Annotated in this window: 16 protein-coding genes and 1 tRNA gene; 6 read left to right on the top strand and 11 right to left on the bottom strand. The window is 44.0% G+C overall.

Going from position 1 to position 18,198, the window contains the following annotated elements:
- Positions 1 to 82: 82 nt before the first annotated feature.
- Complete coding sequence (locus tag AAHK14_RS12845) at positions 83 to 1,561, top strand: pitrilysin family protein (protein ID WP_065255888.1); 1,479 nt, start codon at positions 83 to 85, stop codon at positions 1,559 to 1,561.
- 431 nt (positions 1,562 to 1,992) lie between these two features.
- Complete coding sequence (locus AAHK14_RS12840; protein WP_062498474.1) at positions 1,993 to 2,709, top strand: 16S rRNA (uracil(1498)-N(3))-methyltransferase; 717 nt, start codon at positions 1,993 to 1,995, stop codon at positions 2,707 to 2,709.
- Here the strand turns inward: AAHK14_RS12840 and AAHK14_RS12835 are convergent.
- The 7 genes from AAHK14_RS12835 to AAHK14_RS12805 form a co-directional block, all read right to left on the bottom strand.
- Entirely contained in the window at positions 2,706 to 3,053 is a 348-nt protein-coding gene (locus tag AAHK14_RS12835; RefSeq protein ID WP_062498475.1) for a RidA family protein, read from the bottom strand. The genes AAHK14_RS12840 and AAHK14_RS12835 overlap by 4 nt on opposite strands.
- A 172-nt stretch (positions 3,054 to 3,225) precedes the next feature.
- On the bottom strand, positions 3,226 to 4,479 hold the full coding sequence (locus AAHK14_RS12830) for a D-amino acid dehydrogenase (RefSeq protein WP_194092534.1): 1,254 nt from the start codon (positions 4,477 to 4,479) through the stop codon (positions 3,226 to 3,228).
- 339 nt (positions 4,480 to 4,818) lie between these two features.
- Complete coding sequence (locus AAHK14_RS12825) at positions 4,819 to 5,559, bottom strand: CPBP family intramembrane glutamic endopeptidase (RefSeq protein ID WP_346818205.1); 741 nt, start codon at positions 5,557 to 5,559, stop codon at positions 4,819 to 4,821.
- Between the two features lie 121 nt (positions 5,560 to 5,680).
- Positions 5,681 to 6,568: an alpha/beta hydrolase gene (locus AAHK14_RS12820; protein ID WP_065255885.1), complete on the bottom strand. Its 888-nt coding sequence runs from the start codon at positions 6,566 to 6,568 to the stop codon at positions 5,681 to 5,683.
- Positions 6,569 to 6,681: 113 nt separating this feature from the next.
- Positions 6,682 to 6,766 (bottom strand) — tRNA-Leu (locus AAHK14_RS12815).
- Positions 6,767 to 6,957: 191 nt separating this feature from the next.
- Positions 6,958 to 9,414, bottom strand: coding sequence for a TonB-dependent receptor (locus AAHK14_RS12810; protein ID WP_227514691.1), 2,457 nt, complete (start codon positions 9,412 to 9,414; stop codon positions 6,958 to 6,960).
- Between the two features lie 203 nt (positions 9,415 to 9,617).
- Positions 9,618 to 12,305, bottom strand: a complete 2,688-nt coding sequence (locus AAHK14_RS12805; RefSeq protein ID WP_065255884.1) for a TonB-dependent hemoglobin/transferrin/lactoferrin family receptor — start codon at positions 12,303 to 12,305, stop codon at positions 9,618 to 9,620.
- 330 nt (positions 12,306 to 12,635) lie between these two features.
- On the opposite strand from AAHK14_RS12805, the gene AAHK14_RS12800 reads away from it, so the two are divergent.
- The 3 genes from AAHK14_RS12800 to AAHK14_RS12790 all read left to right on the top strand — a co-directional run bounded on the left by AAHK14_RS12800 (position 12,636) and on the right by AAHK14_RS12790 (position 14,879).
- Positions 12,636 to 13,202 carry a hypothetical protein gene (locus AAHK14_RS12800; RefSeq protein WP_227514690.1) on the top strand — a complete coding sequence of 189 codons (567 nt, stop codon included), beginning with the start codon at positions 12,636 to 12,638 and terminating at the stop codon, positions 13,200 to 13,202.
- 130 nt (positions 13,203 to 13,332) lie between these two features.
- The gene (gene orn / locus AAHK14_RS12795; protein WP_065255883.1) at positions 13,333 to 13,917 is read left to right on the top strand and encodes an oligoribonuclease; all 585 of its coding nucleotides are present in this window, start codon (positions 13,333 to 13,335) and stop codon (positions 13,915 to 13,917) included.
- A 35-nt stretch (positions 13,918 to 13,952) separates the two neighbouring features.
- Positions 13,953 to 14,879, top strand: coding sequence for a matrixin family metalloprotease (locus AAHK14_RS12790; protein ID WP_083108044.1), 927 nt, complete (start codon positions 13,953 to 13,955; stop codon positions 14,877 to 14,879).
- 11 nt (positions 14,880 to 14,890) lie between these two features.
- On the opposite strand, the gene AAHK14_RS12785 is transcribed toward AAHK14_RS12790, so the two are convergent.
- From AAHK14_RS12785 to AAHK14_RS12770, 4 genes are all read right to left on the bottom strand, one after another.
- Positions 14,891 to 15,550 (bottom strand): hypothetical protein, encoded by a 660-nt coding sequence (locus AAHK14_RS12785; protein ID WP_065255882.1) that lies wholly within the window; start codon positions 15,548 to 15,550, stop codon positions 14,891 to 14,893.
- Between the two features lie 16 nt (positions 15,551 to 15,566).
- Positions 15,567 to 15,926, bottom strand: coding sequence for a hypothetical protein (locus tag AAHK14_RS12780; protein ID WP_197035887.1), 360 nt, complete (start codon positions 15,924 to 15,926; stop codon positions 15,567 to 15,569).
- Positions 15,911 to 16,147 (bottom strand): hypothetical protein, encoded by a 237-nt coding sequence (locus AAHK14_RS12775; protein ID WP_065255881.1) that lies wholly within the window; start codon positions 16,145 to 16,147, stop codon positions 15,911 to 15,913. The genes AAHK14_RS12780 and AAHK14_RS12775 overlap by 16 nt, the downstream gene beginning before the upstream one ends.
- 97 nt (positions 16,148 to 16,244) lie before the next feature.
- Positions 16,245 to 17,147 carry an Hsp33 family molecular chaperone HslO gene (locus AAHK14_RS12770; protein WP_065255880.1) on the bottom strand — a complete coding sequence of 301 codons (903 nt, stop codon included), beginning with the start codon at positions 17,145 to 17,147 and terminating at the stop codon, positions 16,245 to 16,247.
- A 284-nt stretch (positions 17,148 to 17,431) separates the two neighbouring features.
- On the opposite strand from AAHK14_RS12770, the gene aat reads away from it, so the two are divergent.
- Positions 17,432 to 18,169, top strand: coding sequence for a leucyl/phenylalanyl-tRNA--protein transferase (gene aat / locus AAHK14_RS12765; RefSeq protein ID WP_065255879.1), 738 nt, complete (start codon positions 17,432 to 17,434; stop codon positions 18,167 to 18,169).
- Positions 18,170 to 18,198 lie beyond the last annotated feature (29 nt).

Here is an 18,198-nt window from a genome sequence, read left to right as displayed (position 1 = left end):
ATCAAAAACCACAAATCAACAATGCCAAAATGATTTATATAAAATCAACCATTAAAACCCCAACCCAATATCAGGAATTACCATGAAAAAACTTACCCCAATCGCCTTAGCCTTATTCCTTATCAGCCACACCACATGGGCGGACGGTCATCATCATGCCCCTGTCGCCCCAAGCGATAAGCCTTTGCCTGTGCTTGATAGCCTAAAAGATGACAAGCCATTGGATTTAAAAATCCCGCACATGGAGCGGTTTGATGTGGACGGCGTACCTGTGATTTTTACGCCCATTGATGAACTACCGATTTTGGACATTAGCTTGACCTTTAAGGGCGGTTCTGCCAAGGATGACACCATACGGGCGGACGGCTACGGCATTGCTGGCATGACCGCCACCATGATGACCCAAGGCACAACCCACCTAGATGAGAACACATTTGCCGAAAAAGCCGAACTGCTGGGCGTGGTATTTGGGGCGACTGCCTACCGAGACACGTTTGTTTATGCGTTTAGAAGTTTGTCGGACGACAAAGAGCTGTATCCTGCCCTTGATTTGTTTGCCGACATGATACAAAACCCCCGTTTTGATGAAACTATCCTAAAACGCAACCAAGCCCAAGCGGACATCGGTTTTGAGCGTGCCAAACAAGACCCCGCTCATGTGGCGAGTGTTGAGTTTTTAAAAACCATGTATGGCACGCATCCTTATGCCGTATCCACACATGGCACACAACAGAGCGTGGCGAGCATTAGCCGAGATGACCTAATCGCCTATAAAAACAAATACTTAACCAAAGGCAACGCCCACATCGCCATCACAGGCGACATCAGTGCCGATGATGCACGCACCATCGCCAAACGCCTGATAAATGCCTTGCCCCAAGGCGAGAGAGCCGCCGACTTGCCCACGCCCATCGCCCCCAAGCCACAGCACGTCCATATCCCCTATGACAGCACCCAAACGCACGTCTATATCGGACACATGGGCGAAAAAGAGACCAAAGATCCTGTGGAGCTACAAAACCGCACCAATTTTAGCCTTGCCAACAGCGTGCTGGCAGGGGGTGATTTTAATGCCCATCTTATGAAAGAGATTCGAGACAAGCACGGCTACACCTATGGCATCACAGGTGCTATGAATGTCTTTGATGAGCGTGGCTATTATCGTATCAGCTTTTCTACCCAATCGGACAAAGCAAAAGAGGCGATCATCAAAACCTTACAAGTCATTGAAAACACAAGAAAAAATGGCATAAAAGACAGTGAGTTTAACCTAGAACGCACCAGTCGTAAATACGCCTATCCCATGAGCCTTGCCACCAATACCGCCATTCACAACAAAGCATCTGAACTAAACTATGACAATTTGCCCGACAGTCATATCACCGATTATTTGGTGCGACTAGACAAGGCGACATTGGATACGGTCAATCAATCGCTAAATACCTATATCCGCCCTGATGAATTTATCATCGTTACCATTGGTAAAGAAAAACCTGATTTATCAAGTGTGTTTAAACAAGATAAAAAAGAGTCAAAAAAGGTTGATTTAAAAAAGAGATGAGTTATTTTTTGGATAAATGCGTAGGGGCAAATTGCAATTTGCCCAAATCATTATCAATTTATAATATCCATCTTTTAATATACACCTAACAAACTTAATATTTAACACAGGCTTTGTAGGGACTGGCTCCGCACGTCCTTTGATAACATGCCAATTTTTATAGGCGTGCACAGCACGCCCCTACACCCAAACTTCATTATGTTTGTGGTAATTTTAAAGCTTCTCGGGTGTAGTAAATTAACCCCAATTCACACCAATTCTACATTTTTAAACAATACTTTTGTAGGGGCGTGTTGAACACGCCCATTGGTGTATTTTTAAGTTAAACAATCATAAAATAAACATAAAATCGGCAAATAAAAATAAATGAAATATTAAATCATTTTATGGTTGCCAATTTATTTTTAATAAATCATTTCAAAGGCGATTTCATGCGTTTTTTTGTAGATATGCCCCTAGCCGTACATGACACGATAACCCTGCCTGATGACGTGTATCATCATTGGACAAAGGTTTTGCGGGCAAATATTGGTGATAGTGCCACACTTTTTAACGGGCAAGGGGGCGAATACACCGCCACGTTGACCCACATTGACAAAAAGTCCGCCCATGTGCGTATAGATGACTTTAACCCCACCAATCGCACCTTGTCTTACCGTGTTACCCTAATCCAAGCGATGAGTAAGGGCGAGCGTATGGATTACACCATTCAAAAGGCGTGTGAAATGGGCGTGTCCGCCATACAGCTCATCACCACCGAACGCTCCGAGCGACTCAGATATGAGCGTGATAACAAAAAACTTGCTCATTGGCAAAAAATCGCTGTCTCTGCCTGTGAGCAATGCGGGCTTAATATCATCCCTGCCATTTTGCCCCCTGTGGCACTTTCGGACTGCCTAGCAAGTTGTACCGATGAGCTAAAAATCGTCATGAGCCTAGCGGACGACGTGCACCGCTACACTCCAAAAGCCCCCTTGCCGTCCACGATAGGCATACTGGTCGGTTCAGAAGGCGGACTGTCCGATGATGAGATAGATGAGTGCCACAAGCATGGCTTTTTGTCGTGGACGATAGGCGAGCGGATACTTCGTACCGAGACGGCAGGGGTGGTGGCGTTGGCAGGGCTACAAGTGGTGGGGGTAGATTAGATGCCTGCCGTTACCACAATCTCAACCAGCCAGTTGGGATTTACCAAATTTGCCTGAACCGTGGCACGAGTGGGCGGAACGTTGCCTGCTATCCAAGCGGCGTATTCGGCATTAAATTCATCAAAATCTTCTAAATTTTTGATAAACACCTGTGCGGTCAAAAGGCGAGATTTGTCCGTGCCTGCCTTGACTAAGGCTTTGTCAATGTTGGCTAGGACTTCACGAGTTTGTCCGACGATATCAAGGCTGTCATCATCAGGTACTTGCCCTGCCAAATAGACCACGCCATTATAAATGGCAATTTCGGTGATGGTGTCGTTGCTGTCAATTTTTTGAATGTTCATAACATTTTCCTTAAAAATAAATGGTGTTGTTCAATAAAGAAACATTTTAAAATTTGGACGTGTAGGAGCAAATTGCAATTTACCCAAAAATCAACGTTTTATCAAAGAGTAAATGTGATTTGCCCCTACAAATCCACCCAAAGGTGTGTTGATTAACAGTATCAAAACTACATTACTTCTGATAACGGCTCATATCTAAGCCTTCCAATGAAATCTCGGTTTGTTTGCCCATGATGATATCAGAAAGCAGTTTACCAGAGCCGCATGCCATTGTCCAGCCAAGCGTGCCATGCCCTGTATTGATGAATAGGTTGTCAAATTTGGTCGCCCCAATGATGGGTGTGCCATCTGGGGTCATCGGACGTAGCCCTGTCCAAAATTTGGCATTTGGCAGGTCGCCACCGTCAAACAGACTTTTTGTAACCATCTCTAAAGTCTCGCGGCGGGCAGGGTTTAATGACAAATCAAAGCCCGACAGATCTGCCATGCCACCTACCCGAATGCGATTGTCAAAACGGGTGATGGCGATTTTGTAGGTCTCATCAAGCACGGTAGAGATGGGGGCTTTGGTCTCATCGATGATGTCAGCGGTCAGCGAATAACCCTTGACAGGATAGACGGGCAAATTCAGCCCAAGTGGTAAGAGCATGGCACGGCTATAACTGCCCATCGCCATCACATAGCCGTCTGCTGTCAGCGTTTCGCCACCTGTAATAATGCCTTTGATGGTTTGATTTTCAAAGATGATGTTGTCAATGTTTGTGTCAAATTTGAACGTCACGCCAAGCGATGTACAATGCTCGGCAAGGCGTTTGGTAAATAAATTACAGTCGCCCGTTTCATCATTGGGCAATCTTAGACCGCCCAAAAGCGGAGCGGTAGCATAAGCAAGAGCAGGCTCAGCCTTGATAAGTCCATCTGCGTCCAGTATCTCATAAGGCACACCACATTCTTCTAACACTTTGGTATCAAGGCGCATGGCTTGGATTTGGGCGGGTTTACGAAACAGCTGTACCGTGCCACCTGTACGATGTTCATAGCCAATGCCAATCTCATCACGTAAGGCACGGATGCAATCACGGCTGTACTCTGACACTCGCATCATGCGTTCTTTGTTGATTTCATACCGCTCGGCATTGCAGTTGGCAAGCATTTGTTTCATCCATGCCAGTTGAAAGCCTGTGCCATCAGGGGTGATGGCAAGGGGAGCGTGCTTTTGCATGAGCCATCTGACCGCCTTTTGGGGGATTTTGGGGGCAGCCCAAGGGGTTGAGTAACCAGGAGAGATTTGTCCGGCATTGGCAAAACTTGTCTCCATCGCCACATCCGATTGGCGGTCTATGACGGTAGCTTTTGCCCCTGCTTTGGCAAGATAATAGGCGGTGGTCGTGCCAATCACGCCCCCACCCAAGATAATGATGTCCATAAAATACCTTGATGATGACTTGTAAGTAAATTAGGGTGTGCCTGCCTTTGGTGTTTGCAATGAAAAATGCCTGTTTAAAAAAGCAGGGGAATCGCACGTTTTTCAAGGAAAAAACGTAGGCTGTGAGTCTTCTATCAAGCAAGTTTTTGACTTCGAGCCACAAGATTTAGCCATTTTTCATGCAAAAATCGATTAAAATTGTCAAATTTTCATCTTATTTTATAAAAATGTTATAAATGGCAGGCACGCCCTAGTATGTTTTCCCAGTTAAAGCCTGTAATTAGGGTGTGCTTATAAATAGTATAACAAGCTCTGATGACAAAGAAAAGGGCTTTTGAGTTAGCTTGCCAAATACACCGCCATCGCCATGCCATTATTGACCATGTGCATGAGTATTGCCATGATGAGTCCGTATTTGACACGGATATAGCAAAACAGCAACGCCATGGCAAAGATGACCATCATGCCAAGCAGGTCGTATTGTAGATGAACGAGTGTAAAGAGCAGACTGCTTATGAGACTTGCCATGAGTGTGGACTTAGCGATGGTAAAACCGACCAGACGGATGGGGGTTTGCTCGGCACGATGACGATGAAGCAGTCCGCCAAATATCAACCCCCGAAACACCAGCTCTTCGTAGATGGGGGCGACCACCACGATGGCAAACATAAGTAGCGGTAGTGATTCATCGGTGATGAGTCCATCCAAAAAATCCATGGGTGAGCTGTTTGATATAAACAAAATAAACTCACTTACCGCCATAAATATCCCCATACCAACCAAGGTTGTGATAAAATCCTTGATATTTATCGCTTTTATCCCAAAAAATTGCCAAGTATTTTGCCAGTAATGAGCCAAGGCAGACCGACCGGGTGTGGTATTAGGTGATGTTTTAATTTTAAGCAGTACAAGAGCTAGGGTGAACAGTGTAAATAGCAGGGCGGTGATAAACACCGAAATGGCGACCACCACGCCGTTATTTGAACCGAGTGTGATGAGTGTGGCGATATCTAGTTTTTGTGCTTGTTCATAATAAGCCAGTGAACCGATGTATGTGCCAATGATTTGCAGGGCAAACATGCCAAATAGGCAAAATAAACACAGTCCTACCAGACCCAGTGGCGAAAATTTAATCACAGATTGATGTGATTGTTTGGTTATCTGTGTCATCTGTGGGTGAGTTCGGTTAAGATGGGGCATTTTAGCAAGTCTTTATTTGTTTGTTGATGGTGTCTAGCACAAGATGGGCGGTGCTGTCTGGATTTTCTAAGGGAAACATGTGTGAGCCGTCCACATAGATGATGGGGATGCCCCAATTGTCATGAATGGCTTGATATGAACCTATGTGGGTAAAATAACTGTCCTTACCAGCGATGAGCGTGGTAGGGCGGTAGATGGTCAGAGATTTAGCCCAGTATAAAGATGGTATGGTGCGAAAAATGCCAATCTCAACCCCCTTGTTGATGGCGAGTGTGAATTTGTCGTCTTTGGCGGTCAGTCCGTGTCTGATGTAGTCATCAAAGGCACGCCTGTCAAAGGCTCTAAATAATCCCTTTTGGCGTAGGCTGTCATGGGCAGTCTGCCTGCTGTCAAAGGTGTCTTTGCGATATTTGGATTTACTGGCAGGCGAGATTTTATCAACAAAATAATGTTGAGACCCTGTCAAGGGACATAGGGCGTCATCCATGATTTTGGAGAGCTGATAAATTAGGCTCATTTTGCCCATGAGTAGGGATGGGTCAAGGGCGATGAGCTGACTGATGTGCGTTGGATCTTTATCACACGCCTGCATGGTCGTTACTGCCCCCACAGAATGCCCCACAGCAACAACATGTGGCACACTGTGTTTTTGGCAGGTCTGATGAATGTTGTCTAGTACCTGATGGGTCAGTTTTTGCCAGTGATTATCTGGCGGATAATCAGGATGCATGCCAAAGAGTTTAATATACTCAATGCTAAATACCCTCTCCCAATGCTCAAACAATGATGTGTAGACTTGGGCGGGAAAGCCATTGGCATGAACGAAGTGCAAAACAGGTTTGCCTGTCAAGGTAGATTTGGGTAGGGTGTCAAAAGGCGTGGTTGTCATGGCATGTCCTACAAGAGATGGATGAAGTACATTTATTATTGTGTTTATAAGAACAGATGTCAAGAAATTTGCACACAAAAAAACTCAACCGCATTCACGATTGAGTTAAAACATGGTGGGGACGGAGAGACTCGAACTCTCACAGGTCGCCCCGCTGGAACCTAAATCCAGTGCGTCTACCAATTTCGCCACGTCCCCAATTGGTCGCTCATTATACAGCAGTATGATAAGATGTCAAGTTTTTTATTGCAGTTTTTTAAAAATATGGCTAAAAATATGGCGAGCAAACAGCATGCCAAATTGGGCTTTGACCATCTTTGATTTGCCATCAAAAAACCATCGAGAATATGGTTTGCCACGATGGTTTTTGATTTGGATTTTATGATTTGTCAAAATTTGAAATTTGCCCCGAGCATAAAGTTTCGCCCCATTTGTGGCATGTCTGGGAAAAATGTCTCGTGAGCAAAGACTTTATCGTTTAATAGATTATTGGCATTAAAAAATACCTGAACCGAGCCTGCTTGATGGCTTGGCTTGTGCTGATAGTTAAGCCCCAAATTCACCAAGTTGTGAGCTGGGGTTGGGCGTTCAAAATTCGCCAATTTATCTTGTTTAAAGGTATGGCGATATTCCAAAGACCCTGACCAATTTGCATTAACATTGGCGGTTAATTTCATGCCAAGGCGTTTTGGTGGCAGTCTTGGCGTATGACTGTCTGGCTGTTTGATGAGAGGACGGTTGCCATACGCATCGGTTCTGCCTTGTTTGTCAGGCAAATTGGTGAGTTTGCCACGAATATAATCACCAAATAACGCCACATGATACACATCATTAATCTGATAACCGATGTTGGCATCAAATCCATAAAATTTCGCCGCTGCTTGTTCATAGCGTGCGGTTTTTAAGTCTTTATCATGACGCATGCCACGCAAACCTTGCTTATACTGCGACAATGTTTGTAAAAACACATAGTTATCAAAATCATAATGATAGCCACCAAGACGGTAATCCCATTTATCACCTTGAAATGTCAGCCCCAAATCAATGTTGTTGGATTTTTCTTTGTTTAAAAAGCGGTTACCAATTTCAAAAGAGTTGGTGGCAAGGTGCATGCCGTGAGCATACAATTCCTGAGCATTTGGCAGGCGTTCTTGATGCGACAGATTCAGCGATAATTTATGTTTGGGCGTTAATTGTAAATGCGTCCCAACAGCATAAGAGCGTGCGGTTTGTTTTTGGGGGTTTAGAGTACCGCTGTCAAGCAATCGTTTAAAACGTATGTCTGGTTCATGAGCGGTTGCCAAACCTAAGTTTAAGCTCTGATAAATGGCGTTTTTGTCATAATCCATGGTGATGGTTTGTTTTTCAATGCGAGCGGCGGCGTCAACTGTCAGCTTGTCATTGGGCTTGTATTCTTCAAACCAAAACACACTGCCTGTCTTGGTTTTATTATTATGTAAGATGTTTTGGGTGTCTTGTTTATTGCCATCTTCATAGCGAGGTGGCACAAGTCCGCTGTTTTTTGAGGTGAGATAACCGACCCCAAACACCCCGCTAAACTTGCCCATCGGCGTATGAATGGGGGTATGTGAGGCTTCCAGACGCCACACATTGGCTTGATTGTCAAAAAAGCTGGTCTTCTCACCCCCATCTATCTCATCATGATGATAATCCGCTTTGCCCATGCTGGCTCGGATTTTATCAATGCCAGCAAACGGTGCATTGATTTGCCCTTGCACATCATAACGCTTCATTTTCAAATCAATCCACGGTTTGCCATGCTCGTGGTCATGAGCATGGTCATCATGTGTATGGCATTCAAGCCCTGCATTGTCAAACTCTAAGTCATCATTTTCCATCAAAAAAGGATACAAACGCAAATATGGCTTGTATTGTAAGGCGGACTGAGAAATGCCATGTACGCTACATTCTTCATATTCATGTGAATGGTTGGGCAGGCCATATTTGTCTCGGCGTAAGCTCACCGATGCCCCCAAAAAGCCTTGATTGCCAACCCATGACACGCCAAGCGTTCCTGCTTGTGATTTGGCATGGCTGTCTGGCAGATGTTTTAAAGTGTCTTTATAGATGAATTCTGGCTGAGTGTCATCGTATTCAGATTCTTCGTTAAAGACATGGCGGTCAAAGCGTGGCGTTTTATAATCTGCTGCTTGTTTGGACAGCCCTGCAACACGCACCGCCACATGCTCTCCCAGTGGGGCTTCGGCACTGGCGGTGATTAATTTTTCACGGTTGGCACTGCTAAGACGCACCGCCAAATCACCTTGTAATTTGCTGGGCAATTTGCTGGGTATTTTGTCATCAACGACATTGACCACGCCTGCTGAGTTGCCAGAGGCGTACAACAATGCACCAGAGCCTCGCACAATCTCCACCTGTTTTGCCAGTGTGGTATCCACCGCTATGGCATGGTCTGGCGATAACCCAGACATGTCCACAACCTCTGAGCCGTTTTGTAGGATTTTCAGGCGTTTACCCTCCTGCCCACGAATGATGGGGGCTGAGGCACCGCCACCAAAATGGTTAGAATGAACACCAAGCTCGCCTGCCAAAGCATCGCCTAGGGTGGTTGCTCGTTGTTGTAGTGCCTCTTGTTTGATGAATATGTTGGTAACGCTTTGGTTGTTTAAGAGTGGACTTTGAAAATCATCCCCATCAACAACAATGGTCTCATGTGCCAGTTGCACAGTTGGCATGGCATTGCTGTTTGGTATTTGTGTCTTTGGTATTTGTACCATGGTCTTATTAGCTGTGGTCTCATCAGCCATGGCTGCATGGTTTAAAAGTAATAAAACTGTCAAAGACAGATGTTTATAAGTGGTCATGACAACTCTCTTGTAAATAAATGTAACTGATGTGTGCGTCAGTTACGTTTTGCATTGATGTCTCACTGGATTTGTGACAAGTTTAAAGATTTATGGATATATTATAACATATCTTAATTTAAAGTTGCCATAATATTTTATTTGGCAATTGATGACCAAATAAAAAAGCCCATCATCAGATGGGCTGGTTCGGTATTGGTGGTTTAAAATTCATATGTCAACGATAGGGCATAGTTACGACCTGGGGCAGTGTAGCGGTTAAAGCCATGACCTTCTTTGTCTACCATGCTATTGACACTGGTGGTGGCAAATTGGCGTAACGTCTGCCAAGGAATGTATTTTTCATTGGTGATGTTATAGATACCTGCATTTAAAGTCCAATCATTGTTTTTACCGAATTTTTTAGAGCCGAACATGTCAAATAAGATGACAGATTTACTGCGATGGATTTGGTCATAACTTCCCACATACTCATAATAGTCATATTTGGTTACGTTGCTGGCAAAATAGGGTGGGCAATGTCCATAATAATTTATGATGTCTTGGGGACAGCCATGGGTTGTGGTTGCATTTTCTCCGATCTCTAAATTTTTAACGGCATTTGGTTTTTTGCGTTGTATCCAGTTGATGCGAGTGCCTAATGACCATTTGTCATTGGCTGATGTATATGTTGAACCCAGCAGTAAGGATGTTGGAACGGCGGCTAGGGTGTTGATTTTCATTTTGCCATTTTTATCGGTGTCAATGGTTGCACTGTCTTTGGCACTATGAAAGTTGGCAAATACATCAAGCCTACCATCGGTATGTAGTTTGTCAGACAGATCGGCGTTAATCCCAAACTTGATGCCATAAACCCGGGCCTGATCTAAGTTGACAGATTGCAGGCAAGTGCCTACCGTACAGCCTTTGCTATCGGGGTTGTCTCTACTTCCTTGCCAATAGCGTGTATGAATGAAATCATCATATTGGGTCAGATAACCGGCCATGGTTAAGTTGATGTCGCCATTTACTTTCCAATCTAATTCTAATTCTTGATTGAGTGATTTTTCAGGTTTTAGATTGTAGTTGGGAACTTGACTTGCCCCATTAAATGAATAATTGCTATAAATTTGAGTAACGGTGGGTGCCAAAAAACCTGTGCCAATCTTATAGCGAGTGGTTAGTTTGCTAGGGATTGCTTGATAATCAATAGCACCACCGAAGGTGATGTGGTCAAATTTGCTCTTTTGTAGCCCTGTGTATTTTTCATAATTATCATCTCGCCATTTTTTGAGCTTCTCCTCACCGTCACGCCAATGGGCAAAAGCAGACAAGTCGTCTGATGTTAGCCCTGCCTGTTTGCGATAGGTGTTGCAATATAAGCTGTTATTTAGCCAGTCTCGCCCTAAGGTATTGGTACAAGAGTCGGTATTGGATTTGTGTTCATCGGCATTTTGAAAGTAGGGTGAATATTTATAATTATCATAACGCACGCCAATCATGGCTTTTAAGCGTTCGTGAAAATGAATGCTGTCTGTTAGGCTCATGCTATGAATGTCTTTTTTGGCATCAGCGAATGCGTATTTTAGATATTGTCCATGTTTTTCTTGTTTGTCCACGGCGGTGCTGGTGTAGTCTTGTTTTTTGTAAGTTGCATTCAAGGTAAAACGATGCTCTCCAAACTTATGCAGTGAGATGGGTAAAAAGTCTGTGCTAAGTTCAAGCTGGTCTGTGATCGTTTTTGTGGGGCGGTATTCTCTATTGTTTAGGATTGATGATGATACGGTTTCATTGTCAATTTCTCTGTTGTATATCCAGGTATGTGCCAGCCCAAAAGCCTTATTATGAGCATAATTTAGGTGTAATTTGTCCAACCACTGACTGTTGTTTGGTGTGTAGCGATGGTTTATGCCATAGCTCTCTAATTTTTCAATATCATGAGCTCGTCTAATACCACCACCCAAACGAGAGCCATTTGTGATGTTTTTGCTGTCAATGTTCATGTGGTTTTTGCGTTCTTGAAACATGCCATATATGCCCACACGATGTTCATCGCTTAGATGGCGATAAAATTTTGTCAATACACTGTTGGTTTTGTAGTCAAGTGCATCTGGGTATATTAAGCTTGATGTGCTGCCATTGTGTTTATAGGCTTTTAAGCTGTCAGGCATGTACTCTTTTGGGAATAAATACATGGGGTCTAGCTGTGAGCTGTCATGACCTTTCATGTCATGATTTTTTAGTTCATGCCCTGTGCGATGAGCGTAATTTAACAAAAATTCTGTTTTGTCATAGACCCCCGCCAGACCAAATGCCGATAGCCATTCTTCGTTTTTGTTGGCATAACCTACTTTGGCATAACCGCCAAAGTTACCTGTTTTGACCAAACCGATAGGCTCTTTGGTATGATAAGATACCGAACCACCAACCGCTCCTGAACCCAAAAGCAGACTGTCAGAACCTGCCATGATGTGAACACGCCCCATCATCTCCAAATCGGGATTAAATCGTCCTTCGTATTGATAGCCATAAGGGGAGAAAATTTCATTGACTTCCACCTCAGGCAATGCCACCCCATCAATGTTCATGTTGATGCGGTTGCCATCCACACCACGAATGGCAAAGCCTTTATTACCATAACGCCCCACCTCTGCTACATCCACCTCGGTATTATAACGCACCAAATCATGGTTATTTTGTACCATTTGCTCATTAAGTTCACGGCGTGTTGTGGTCTGTTCACCAACCTCTTTTTGGGGCGTGCCACTGATGGTAATCGTCTCATGACCAAGATGAACTTTGAGTTCGTTGTCATTGGCATGTGCCTGTATGGCGTGGCACATTATGGCAGGGATGAGTAGGGCGAGCAATGATTTTTTGGGTAAGTTGTTGGGAAAATTGTATTGGCACATGGTGTGGTACTTATAAAAATGAATGATTTTGGTGATTACCAAATTTGTTTCAGACTGTAAGAATACATACAAAATGACAACAAATGAGCCATTTTATCTTAAAAAATTACATTTGTAAATAATAATGGTTATTATATTTATTTATAAAGTAAGGAGCGTGCCTGTTTACATTCTCATGCCTATCTTTGGTGTGTGCGATGGTGTGTGCGATGAAAAAGAAGTAAAATCACTGGCAATAACTTGAAATTTGGCAAAATAATCACCATAATAAGGCTGATTCATATCAGTGATAAAAAGCACACCAAAAGCACGCTAATAGTAGGCAATATTATGGTAAAACAATCCGACAAACAGACAGGGCAGGGCATGACGACAGATAATACGTCTGTATCTACACAAAACACCAAGCAAAACAGACCCAAATGCACTCATAAAAAAACTGACCCAGCGACTGCTGTTCTTGATGTGCAAGCAGATAATGACATTGATAATAATCAAGCAGTAAGCGACACTCAAAACCAACCAAGCACCACAAAAGCAAAACCCAAAAATACCGACGCTCAAAGCGATGGGTCAAGACGCACCAACAAAAAACAGACCCATGCAGGTGTTAATGACACATTCAACCATAATAAAGCCAGTACCCAGCAGGTAAGTGAGACCATGTTGGAATTTATTGAGACAGAAAATGGTTCACTGGTGCTCCAAGAAGTGGGAACTGATGAGATACTGGTGAGCATTGCTTTTTCTGATAAGGTCAAGCAAATGGTTGGGGCAGAGCATATCCACAGCATCGGTCAAAGCATGATTTCAGCAGCCATAGCCACGGTTATGGAACGTCAAATGCGACAATATCATGCTCATGTGTATGACGAGACCCCCAAGCGATTTAGCTGATGTTTATTTTGGCTAATAAAGTAGATGAGAGTGGGGCGGTTGTCCCATTTTTATCTTTTTATATTGCCCTTTTATTGCTTTTATTGGTAATTACCCTCTTAAAAATCATTCAATTATGATGGAAACACTCATGTCCAAAATTCATATCACACACCCCAAGCCTACCCAAAAACCCAAAAAAGCACTCATCTGGATTGACCTAGAAATGACAGGGCTTGATACCCAAACAGATGAGATTATTGAGATTGCAACCATTGTTACCGATGATGACCTGAACATTCTTGCCGAAGGTCCTGTATTTGCCATCAAAGTTCCTGATACAGCACTAAATGCCATGGACGAGTGGTGTACTCGCCAGCACCGAGAATCAGGTTTAACCGACCGTGTTCGTCGCAGTAAGATAACGCTGGCGTATGCAGAGCAGGCAACCATTGAATTTTTGTCAAAATGGGCAGATGAGGGAATCTCCCCAATGTGTGGTAATTCTATCTGTCAAGACAGGCGTTTTTTGGCAAGACAAATGCCCAAATTGGAAGCGTTTTTTCATTATCGTAACCTAGATGTGTCTAGCATCAAAGAGTTGTGTTATCGTTGGCGACCTGATATCGTCCATGGCTACCAAAAAGACGGTACGCATTTGGCATTAGATGATATTAGAGATTCTATTCGTGAGTTACGCCATTATCGTGAGCATTTTTTTAAATTGTTGGATTGATTTAGCAGTAGTTGTTCTTTGATTTGAATAAATAAATGACATTGTTAAAAATCATTCGGCTGATGATATTGGCAGGCGTGGTGTTGGTGCTTGGGTTTTTCTCATATCAGACCCACACCGAGCCACAGGTTCGCTATAATAGTTTGATTCATCGGCTGACTTATCCGACCGATTTGCGAGTGCGGTATCGCATTGGCGATGTGGACGAGCGTTTTGGGTTAAGTCATGATGAAGTCAAACGCCTTGCCCATGAAGCGGTGATGATATGGCATGACGGCACGGGTCGGCAGTGGTTTGTCTATGATGACAGTGCAAAAGTGAGTATCAATCTCATCTATGATGAGCGACAAATGGAGACCACAGCACGCCAACAAATCAAGCAGGAGCTAGATACCCTACAACAAAACCACAGGCGAGACTCGGACAATCTGGCACGCCAAAGACAGGTGTTGCACGATGAATTTAATCGTTTGCAAGCCGAGCTGACCGCTTGGCAAGAGCAATATAACCACACCATTCATCTCATTAATCACACCCACGACCCAAGCGAACGCCAACGCTTGCTAGATATAGAGAAGCAGTTGCGAGCCAATCAGCAAACCCTAAATGCCAAGATTGATGCTTATCGGCTCTCCCAAGACGCCTTTAACCAAGCGGTAGATGACATCAATCACAAGGCAGGACATATCAATCACGCCATTGACCACGCTAATGCTCGCCTAACGCCCCGAGAGTTTCATAAGGGGCAGTTTGACGGGCATAAGATTGATATTTATGAGTTTGAAAATATCGATGATTTGCGATTGGTGCTGGCTCATGAGCTGGGTCATGCCCTTAGTATCGGGCATAATGATGACCCCACTGCTCTTATGTACCCCTATGCCAATGAGCAGGATTTGCATAATTTTGAGCTAAAACAGGCGGACATTGATTTGTTAAATGAGCGGACGTTGTATCGGTAGTTTATTGTTAATTAAAAGAATTTTTGTTTAATATAATTCACTTTTGGCAAATTCACATCATGACTGTCATGATATGCTTGCATGGTGTGTATGATGTCGCCTACGATGTGATTTGCCCGCTCGCCCATGCCAAATAGATTACTCACATAACCAATCGTGCTTTTGTGCTTTTTATAATAAAGACCGTCATCGCTAAATTCCACATAATACAACACGATTTTATACCATGTTTTGGTGCGTTGTTTTAGCTTAGCATGATAAATCCTATCAAAACCGATGACCGTTTTTTCACGGTCGGTATAATGCTTGACAAAAGCGATATGTTCTTTATCAATCTCAATCATCGTATTATGATGTCTCCACATAAAAATATGAGCGTACAACAAAAACAAGGCAAATCTGGCAATCAATAAAAAAACCACCGTAAAGGGCAGGGCGTTCCAAAACGACTGATTGCCCATAAAGATATTGAGCCACACATTGCCAAGGCTGATTGCCAGTACACCAAATATCAACAACGTTGGTAAATGCTGTAACAATACCATGCTGTCATCAAAATCATGATAAATGGGGTAATCTCTGGGGTGGTTTGGGTAAAACTCATACATGACCGAAAAGCCATCTTTGGCGATGTCGGCGGTTTTACTGTCCATGTGGGTGGGGATTGGCATGGTTAGATTAGGCGGTCTATGCTAGGTAGTTCAAAAGGTGGGTGGGCGGACATATCCACGATGACAATCTCATCATCAAAACGCTGATAATGCAAAATGTATTCGCCAGTCTGTCGCCAAATTCGCCTGCATAATCAGGTATGCCGATATGGTAATGCCACAGGCGATAGGCTTGGGTATATTTGACTTTTTGTAGCCAATTTAGGTCATCGGTGGGGACGTTGTCTGATGATTTGTTGCGTCCTTGCAAGTTGTTAAGTCCAAACTGTTTGACGTGTTCTACGAACAAACCGATTTTAATTTGGTCGGCTTTTGGATAATTTTTTAGCCATAATTTAAATTGTGAGGTAAAAATAACTTTTATGAATTTACCCATGCCAAAAATTCGTCCATGTCATCAAAATCAGGCACATCAATACGTCCGCTTTTAATAGATTGGTCTATACGTGCCAAATCAAAATTAAAATCGCCATTGGCATAACTTGGATTGACCGCCTGCTCTGAGGTTTTGACGGCAAAGGCGTGTGATGATATGCCTTGTTGTTTGGCACGGTACTCTATCATCACTTGTAATTCTTGGGGGATTTCTACAATCATGACATCTCCATGATAATAATATATCGCCCATTATACCAATATTTTTCACCAATAAAAACCCACTGCATGACAGTGGGCGTTGGTGGGGTAGGACGTATCACGCAAATAACTGCTTAATATCATCTTTATCAAAACGGTATTCCCTACCACAAAAACCACAATCTAACGTGAGTGTACCGCCATGAGCGTCCACGACTTCTAGGGCTTCATCATGTCCTAGTTGCAAAATCGCTCCTTCGCTTTTTTCGGGCGAGCAAGTACAAGCAAAGCCAAGTGGGGTGGGTTCGGGCAGTACCACATCTTCTTCGTGATACAGGCGATATAGGATTTCATCGGCAGGCAGTTCGGTCAGCTCGTCCGCCTTGATGGTGCTAGTGAGTACGCTTAATCTATCCCATAGGTCAGGGTCGTTTTCTTTGTCGGCGTCCGATTGGGGCAGTAGTTGTACAAGCAGTCCGCCGGCGGTGGTCTCATCGGTGGCAAGTTTGATGATGGTGGGGATTTGGGCGGATTGTTTTTGGTAATGGGCTAGGCACTCGCCTAAGTTGTCGCTCACACGCTCGACAATGCCTTGATAGCTCTCGCCAAAGTTAGGGTGAATGCTGATAAATAGCACGCCTGTTTTGATGACGGCAAAAGCGTTATCACTGGTGCGAAGCGATTGCCAAAACGCCTGTTTGTCATCGCTGTTGTCAAAACTTGCCAACGCACGCACCGCCCCCAGCTCTTGCCCTGATGAGTGGTCGCACTCTGCCATGGCAAAACGCAGGGGCGAGTTGTCGTCTGATGATTGCAGTTGAATGGATAATTTGCCGTCAATTTTGAGCGTGCCGATAAGCAGGCTTGCCGACACCAACATCTCGCCCAATAAGGCTTTGATGGCAGGGGGGTAATCTTTTTGGCTAATCACGGTGGTAAAACTGTCGGACAGTCGCACCACATCACCACGCACGGGCGAATGCTCAATAAAAAAGCGTTGGCGATAATCTTTATTTAACATAATGTTCTCTGTTTTGTTGAATTGAAAATAACACTTGCCATTAATGGGGGTGTGTTTTAAAATTTAAAGCGGTTTGAGTGATGGGTTGCTGGTGGGGGCGGATTTTTATTTTATAACACTGATAAAAATAGGCATTTGTTAAATAAGACGTTTTTAACATGACAGATGGGAAAATGAAATTTACCCAAACTTAATAATTAATCATAATTTGTCTTGCCAATCCATTTTTAACCATAATTTATCACACCTTTTATTATTTTTACATTTTTAAATAACTGTTTTTTATGATAAACATTCACCAAATTCACGCCTTAGCCGATGATTGCCCTTATGGTTTTAGACAGGGGGTGCAAGCCTTGTCTGATGACCAAGAGTGTTTGGGTGTGGGGGCGGATTTGTCGGTGGCAACGCTGTTGCACGCCTACCGCTCTGGGGTGTTTCCGTGGTTTCATGATGAACCAATAGCGTGGTGGTCGCCCAATCCCAGATGCGTGCTAATGCCCAGCGACTTTATCCCCAAAAAATCGCTCATTCGCAAGGCTCGCCAGTCCACATGGACACTGACGACCAACCATGCCTTTGCCGATGTAATACAGGCATGTAGCGAGCCACGAGCCTATGCCAATGAGACGTGGATAGGGCATGAGATGATACAGGCATACACCGAGCTGCACGAGCTTGGTGTGGCGGTAAGCGTGGAGATATGGCAAGATGAGCCACAAGCTAGTGCCTTGATAGGCGGACTGTATGGGCTAAATATCGGGGCGATGTTCTGTGGTGAGAGTATGTTTCATCGGGCAACGGACAGCTCAAAGGTGGCATTTTGGGGGCTCATGCAGTTATGCCAAAGGCAGGGCGTGGCACTTGTGGATTGCCAACTGGAAAATTCGCATTTGATGAGTTTGGGGGCGAGCCTGATGGATAGAGATGAGTTCTTGGGTCGGGTGGACACACTCATGCGTACGGATGTGGCAGGATTGGGTGAACAGCAGTTTGTTATGGCGGTGCGTGAGCTGTGTTGATAGGGTCGGTGTTTTTGTATTGCTATATT

Origin of the sequence: Moraxella sp. K1664 (genome assembly GCF_039693965.1) — a bacterium.
GTDB lineage: Bacteria > Pseudomonadota > Gammaproteobacteria > Pseudomonadales > Moraxellaceae > Moraxella.
Note: the sequence above shows the minus strand (reverse complement) of the source record. Positions and strands in the feature narration are given on the sequence as shown.

Bases quoted from the DNA above. Each gene is read 5' to 3' on its own strand.
- AAHK14_RS12845 (WP_065255888.1), top strand. From the start codon at position 83: ATGAAAAAACTTACCCCAATCGCCTTAGCCTTATTCCTTATCAGCCAC.
- AAHK14_RS12840 (WP_062498474.1), top strand. From the start codon at position 1,993: ATGCGTTTTTTTGTAGATATGCCCCTAGCCGTACATGACACGATAACC.
- AAHK14_RS12835 (WP_062498475.1), bottom strand. From the start codon at position 3,053: ATGAACATTCAAAAAATTGACAGCAACGACACCATCACCGAAATTGCC.
- AAHK14_RS12830 (WP_194092534.1), bottom strand. From the start codon at position 4,479: ATGGACATCATTATCTTGGGTGGGGGCGTGATTGGCACGACCACCGCC.
- AAHK14_RS12825 (WP_346818205.1), bottom strand. From the start codon at position 5,559: ATGTTTGCCCTGCAAATCATTGGCACATACATCGGTTCACTGGCTTAT.
- AAHK14_RS12820 (WP_065255885.1), bottom strand. From the start codon at position 6,568: ATGACAACCACGCCTTTTGACACCCTACCCAAATCTACCTTGACAGGC.
- AAHK14_RS12810 (WP_227514691.1), bottom strand. From the start codon at position 9,414: ATGACCACTTATAAACATCTGTCTTTGACAGTTTTATTACTTTTAAAC.
- AAHK14_RS12805 (WP_065255884.1), bottom strand. From the start codon at position 12,305: ATGTGCCAATACAATTTTCCCAACAACTTACCCAAAAAATCATTGCTC.
- AAHK14_RS12800 (WP_227514690.1), top strand. From the start codon at position 12,636: ATGGTAAAACAATCCGACAAACAGACAGGGCAGGGCATGACGACAGAT.
- orn (WP_065255883.1), top strand. From the start codon at position 13,333: ATGTCCAAAATTCATATCACACACCCCAAGCCTACCCAAAAACCCAAA.
- AAHK14_RS12790 (WP_083108044.1), top strand. From the start codon at position 13,953: ATGACATTGTTAAAAATCATTCGGCTGATGATATTGGCAGGCGTGGTG.
- AAHK14_RS12785 (WP_065255882.1), bottom strand. From the start codon at position 15,550: ATGCCAATCCCCACCCACATGGACAGTAAAACCGCCGACATCGCCAAA.
- AAHK14_RS12780 (WP_197035887.1), bottom strand. From the start codon at position 15,926: ATGGGTAAATTCATAAAAGTTATTTTTACCTCACAATTTAAATTATGG.
- AAHK14_RS12775 (WP_065255881.1), bottom strand. From the start codon at position 16,147: ATGATTGTAGAAATCCCCCAAGAATTACAAGTGATGATAGAGTACCGT.
- AAHK14_RS12770 (WP_065255880.1), bottom strand. From the start codon at position 17,147: ATGTTAAATAAAGATTATCGCCAACGCTTTTTTATTGAGCATTCGCCC.
- aat (WP_065255879.1), top strand. From the start codon at position 17,432: ATGATAAACATTCACCAAATTCACGCCTTAGCCGATGATTGCCCTTAT.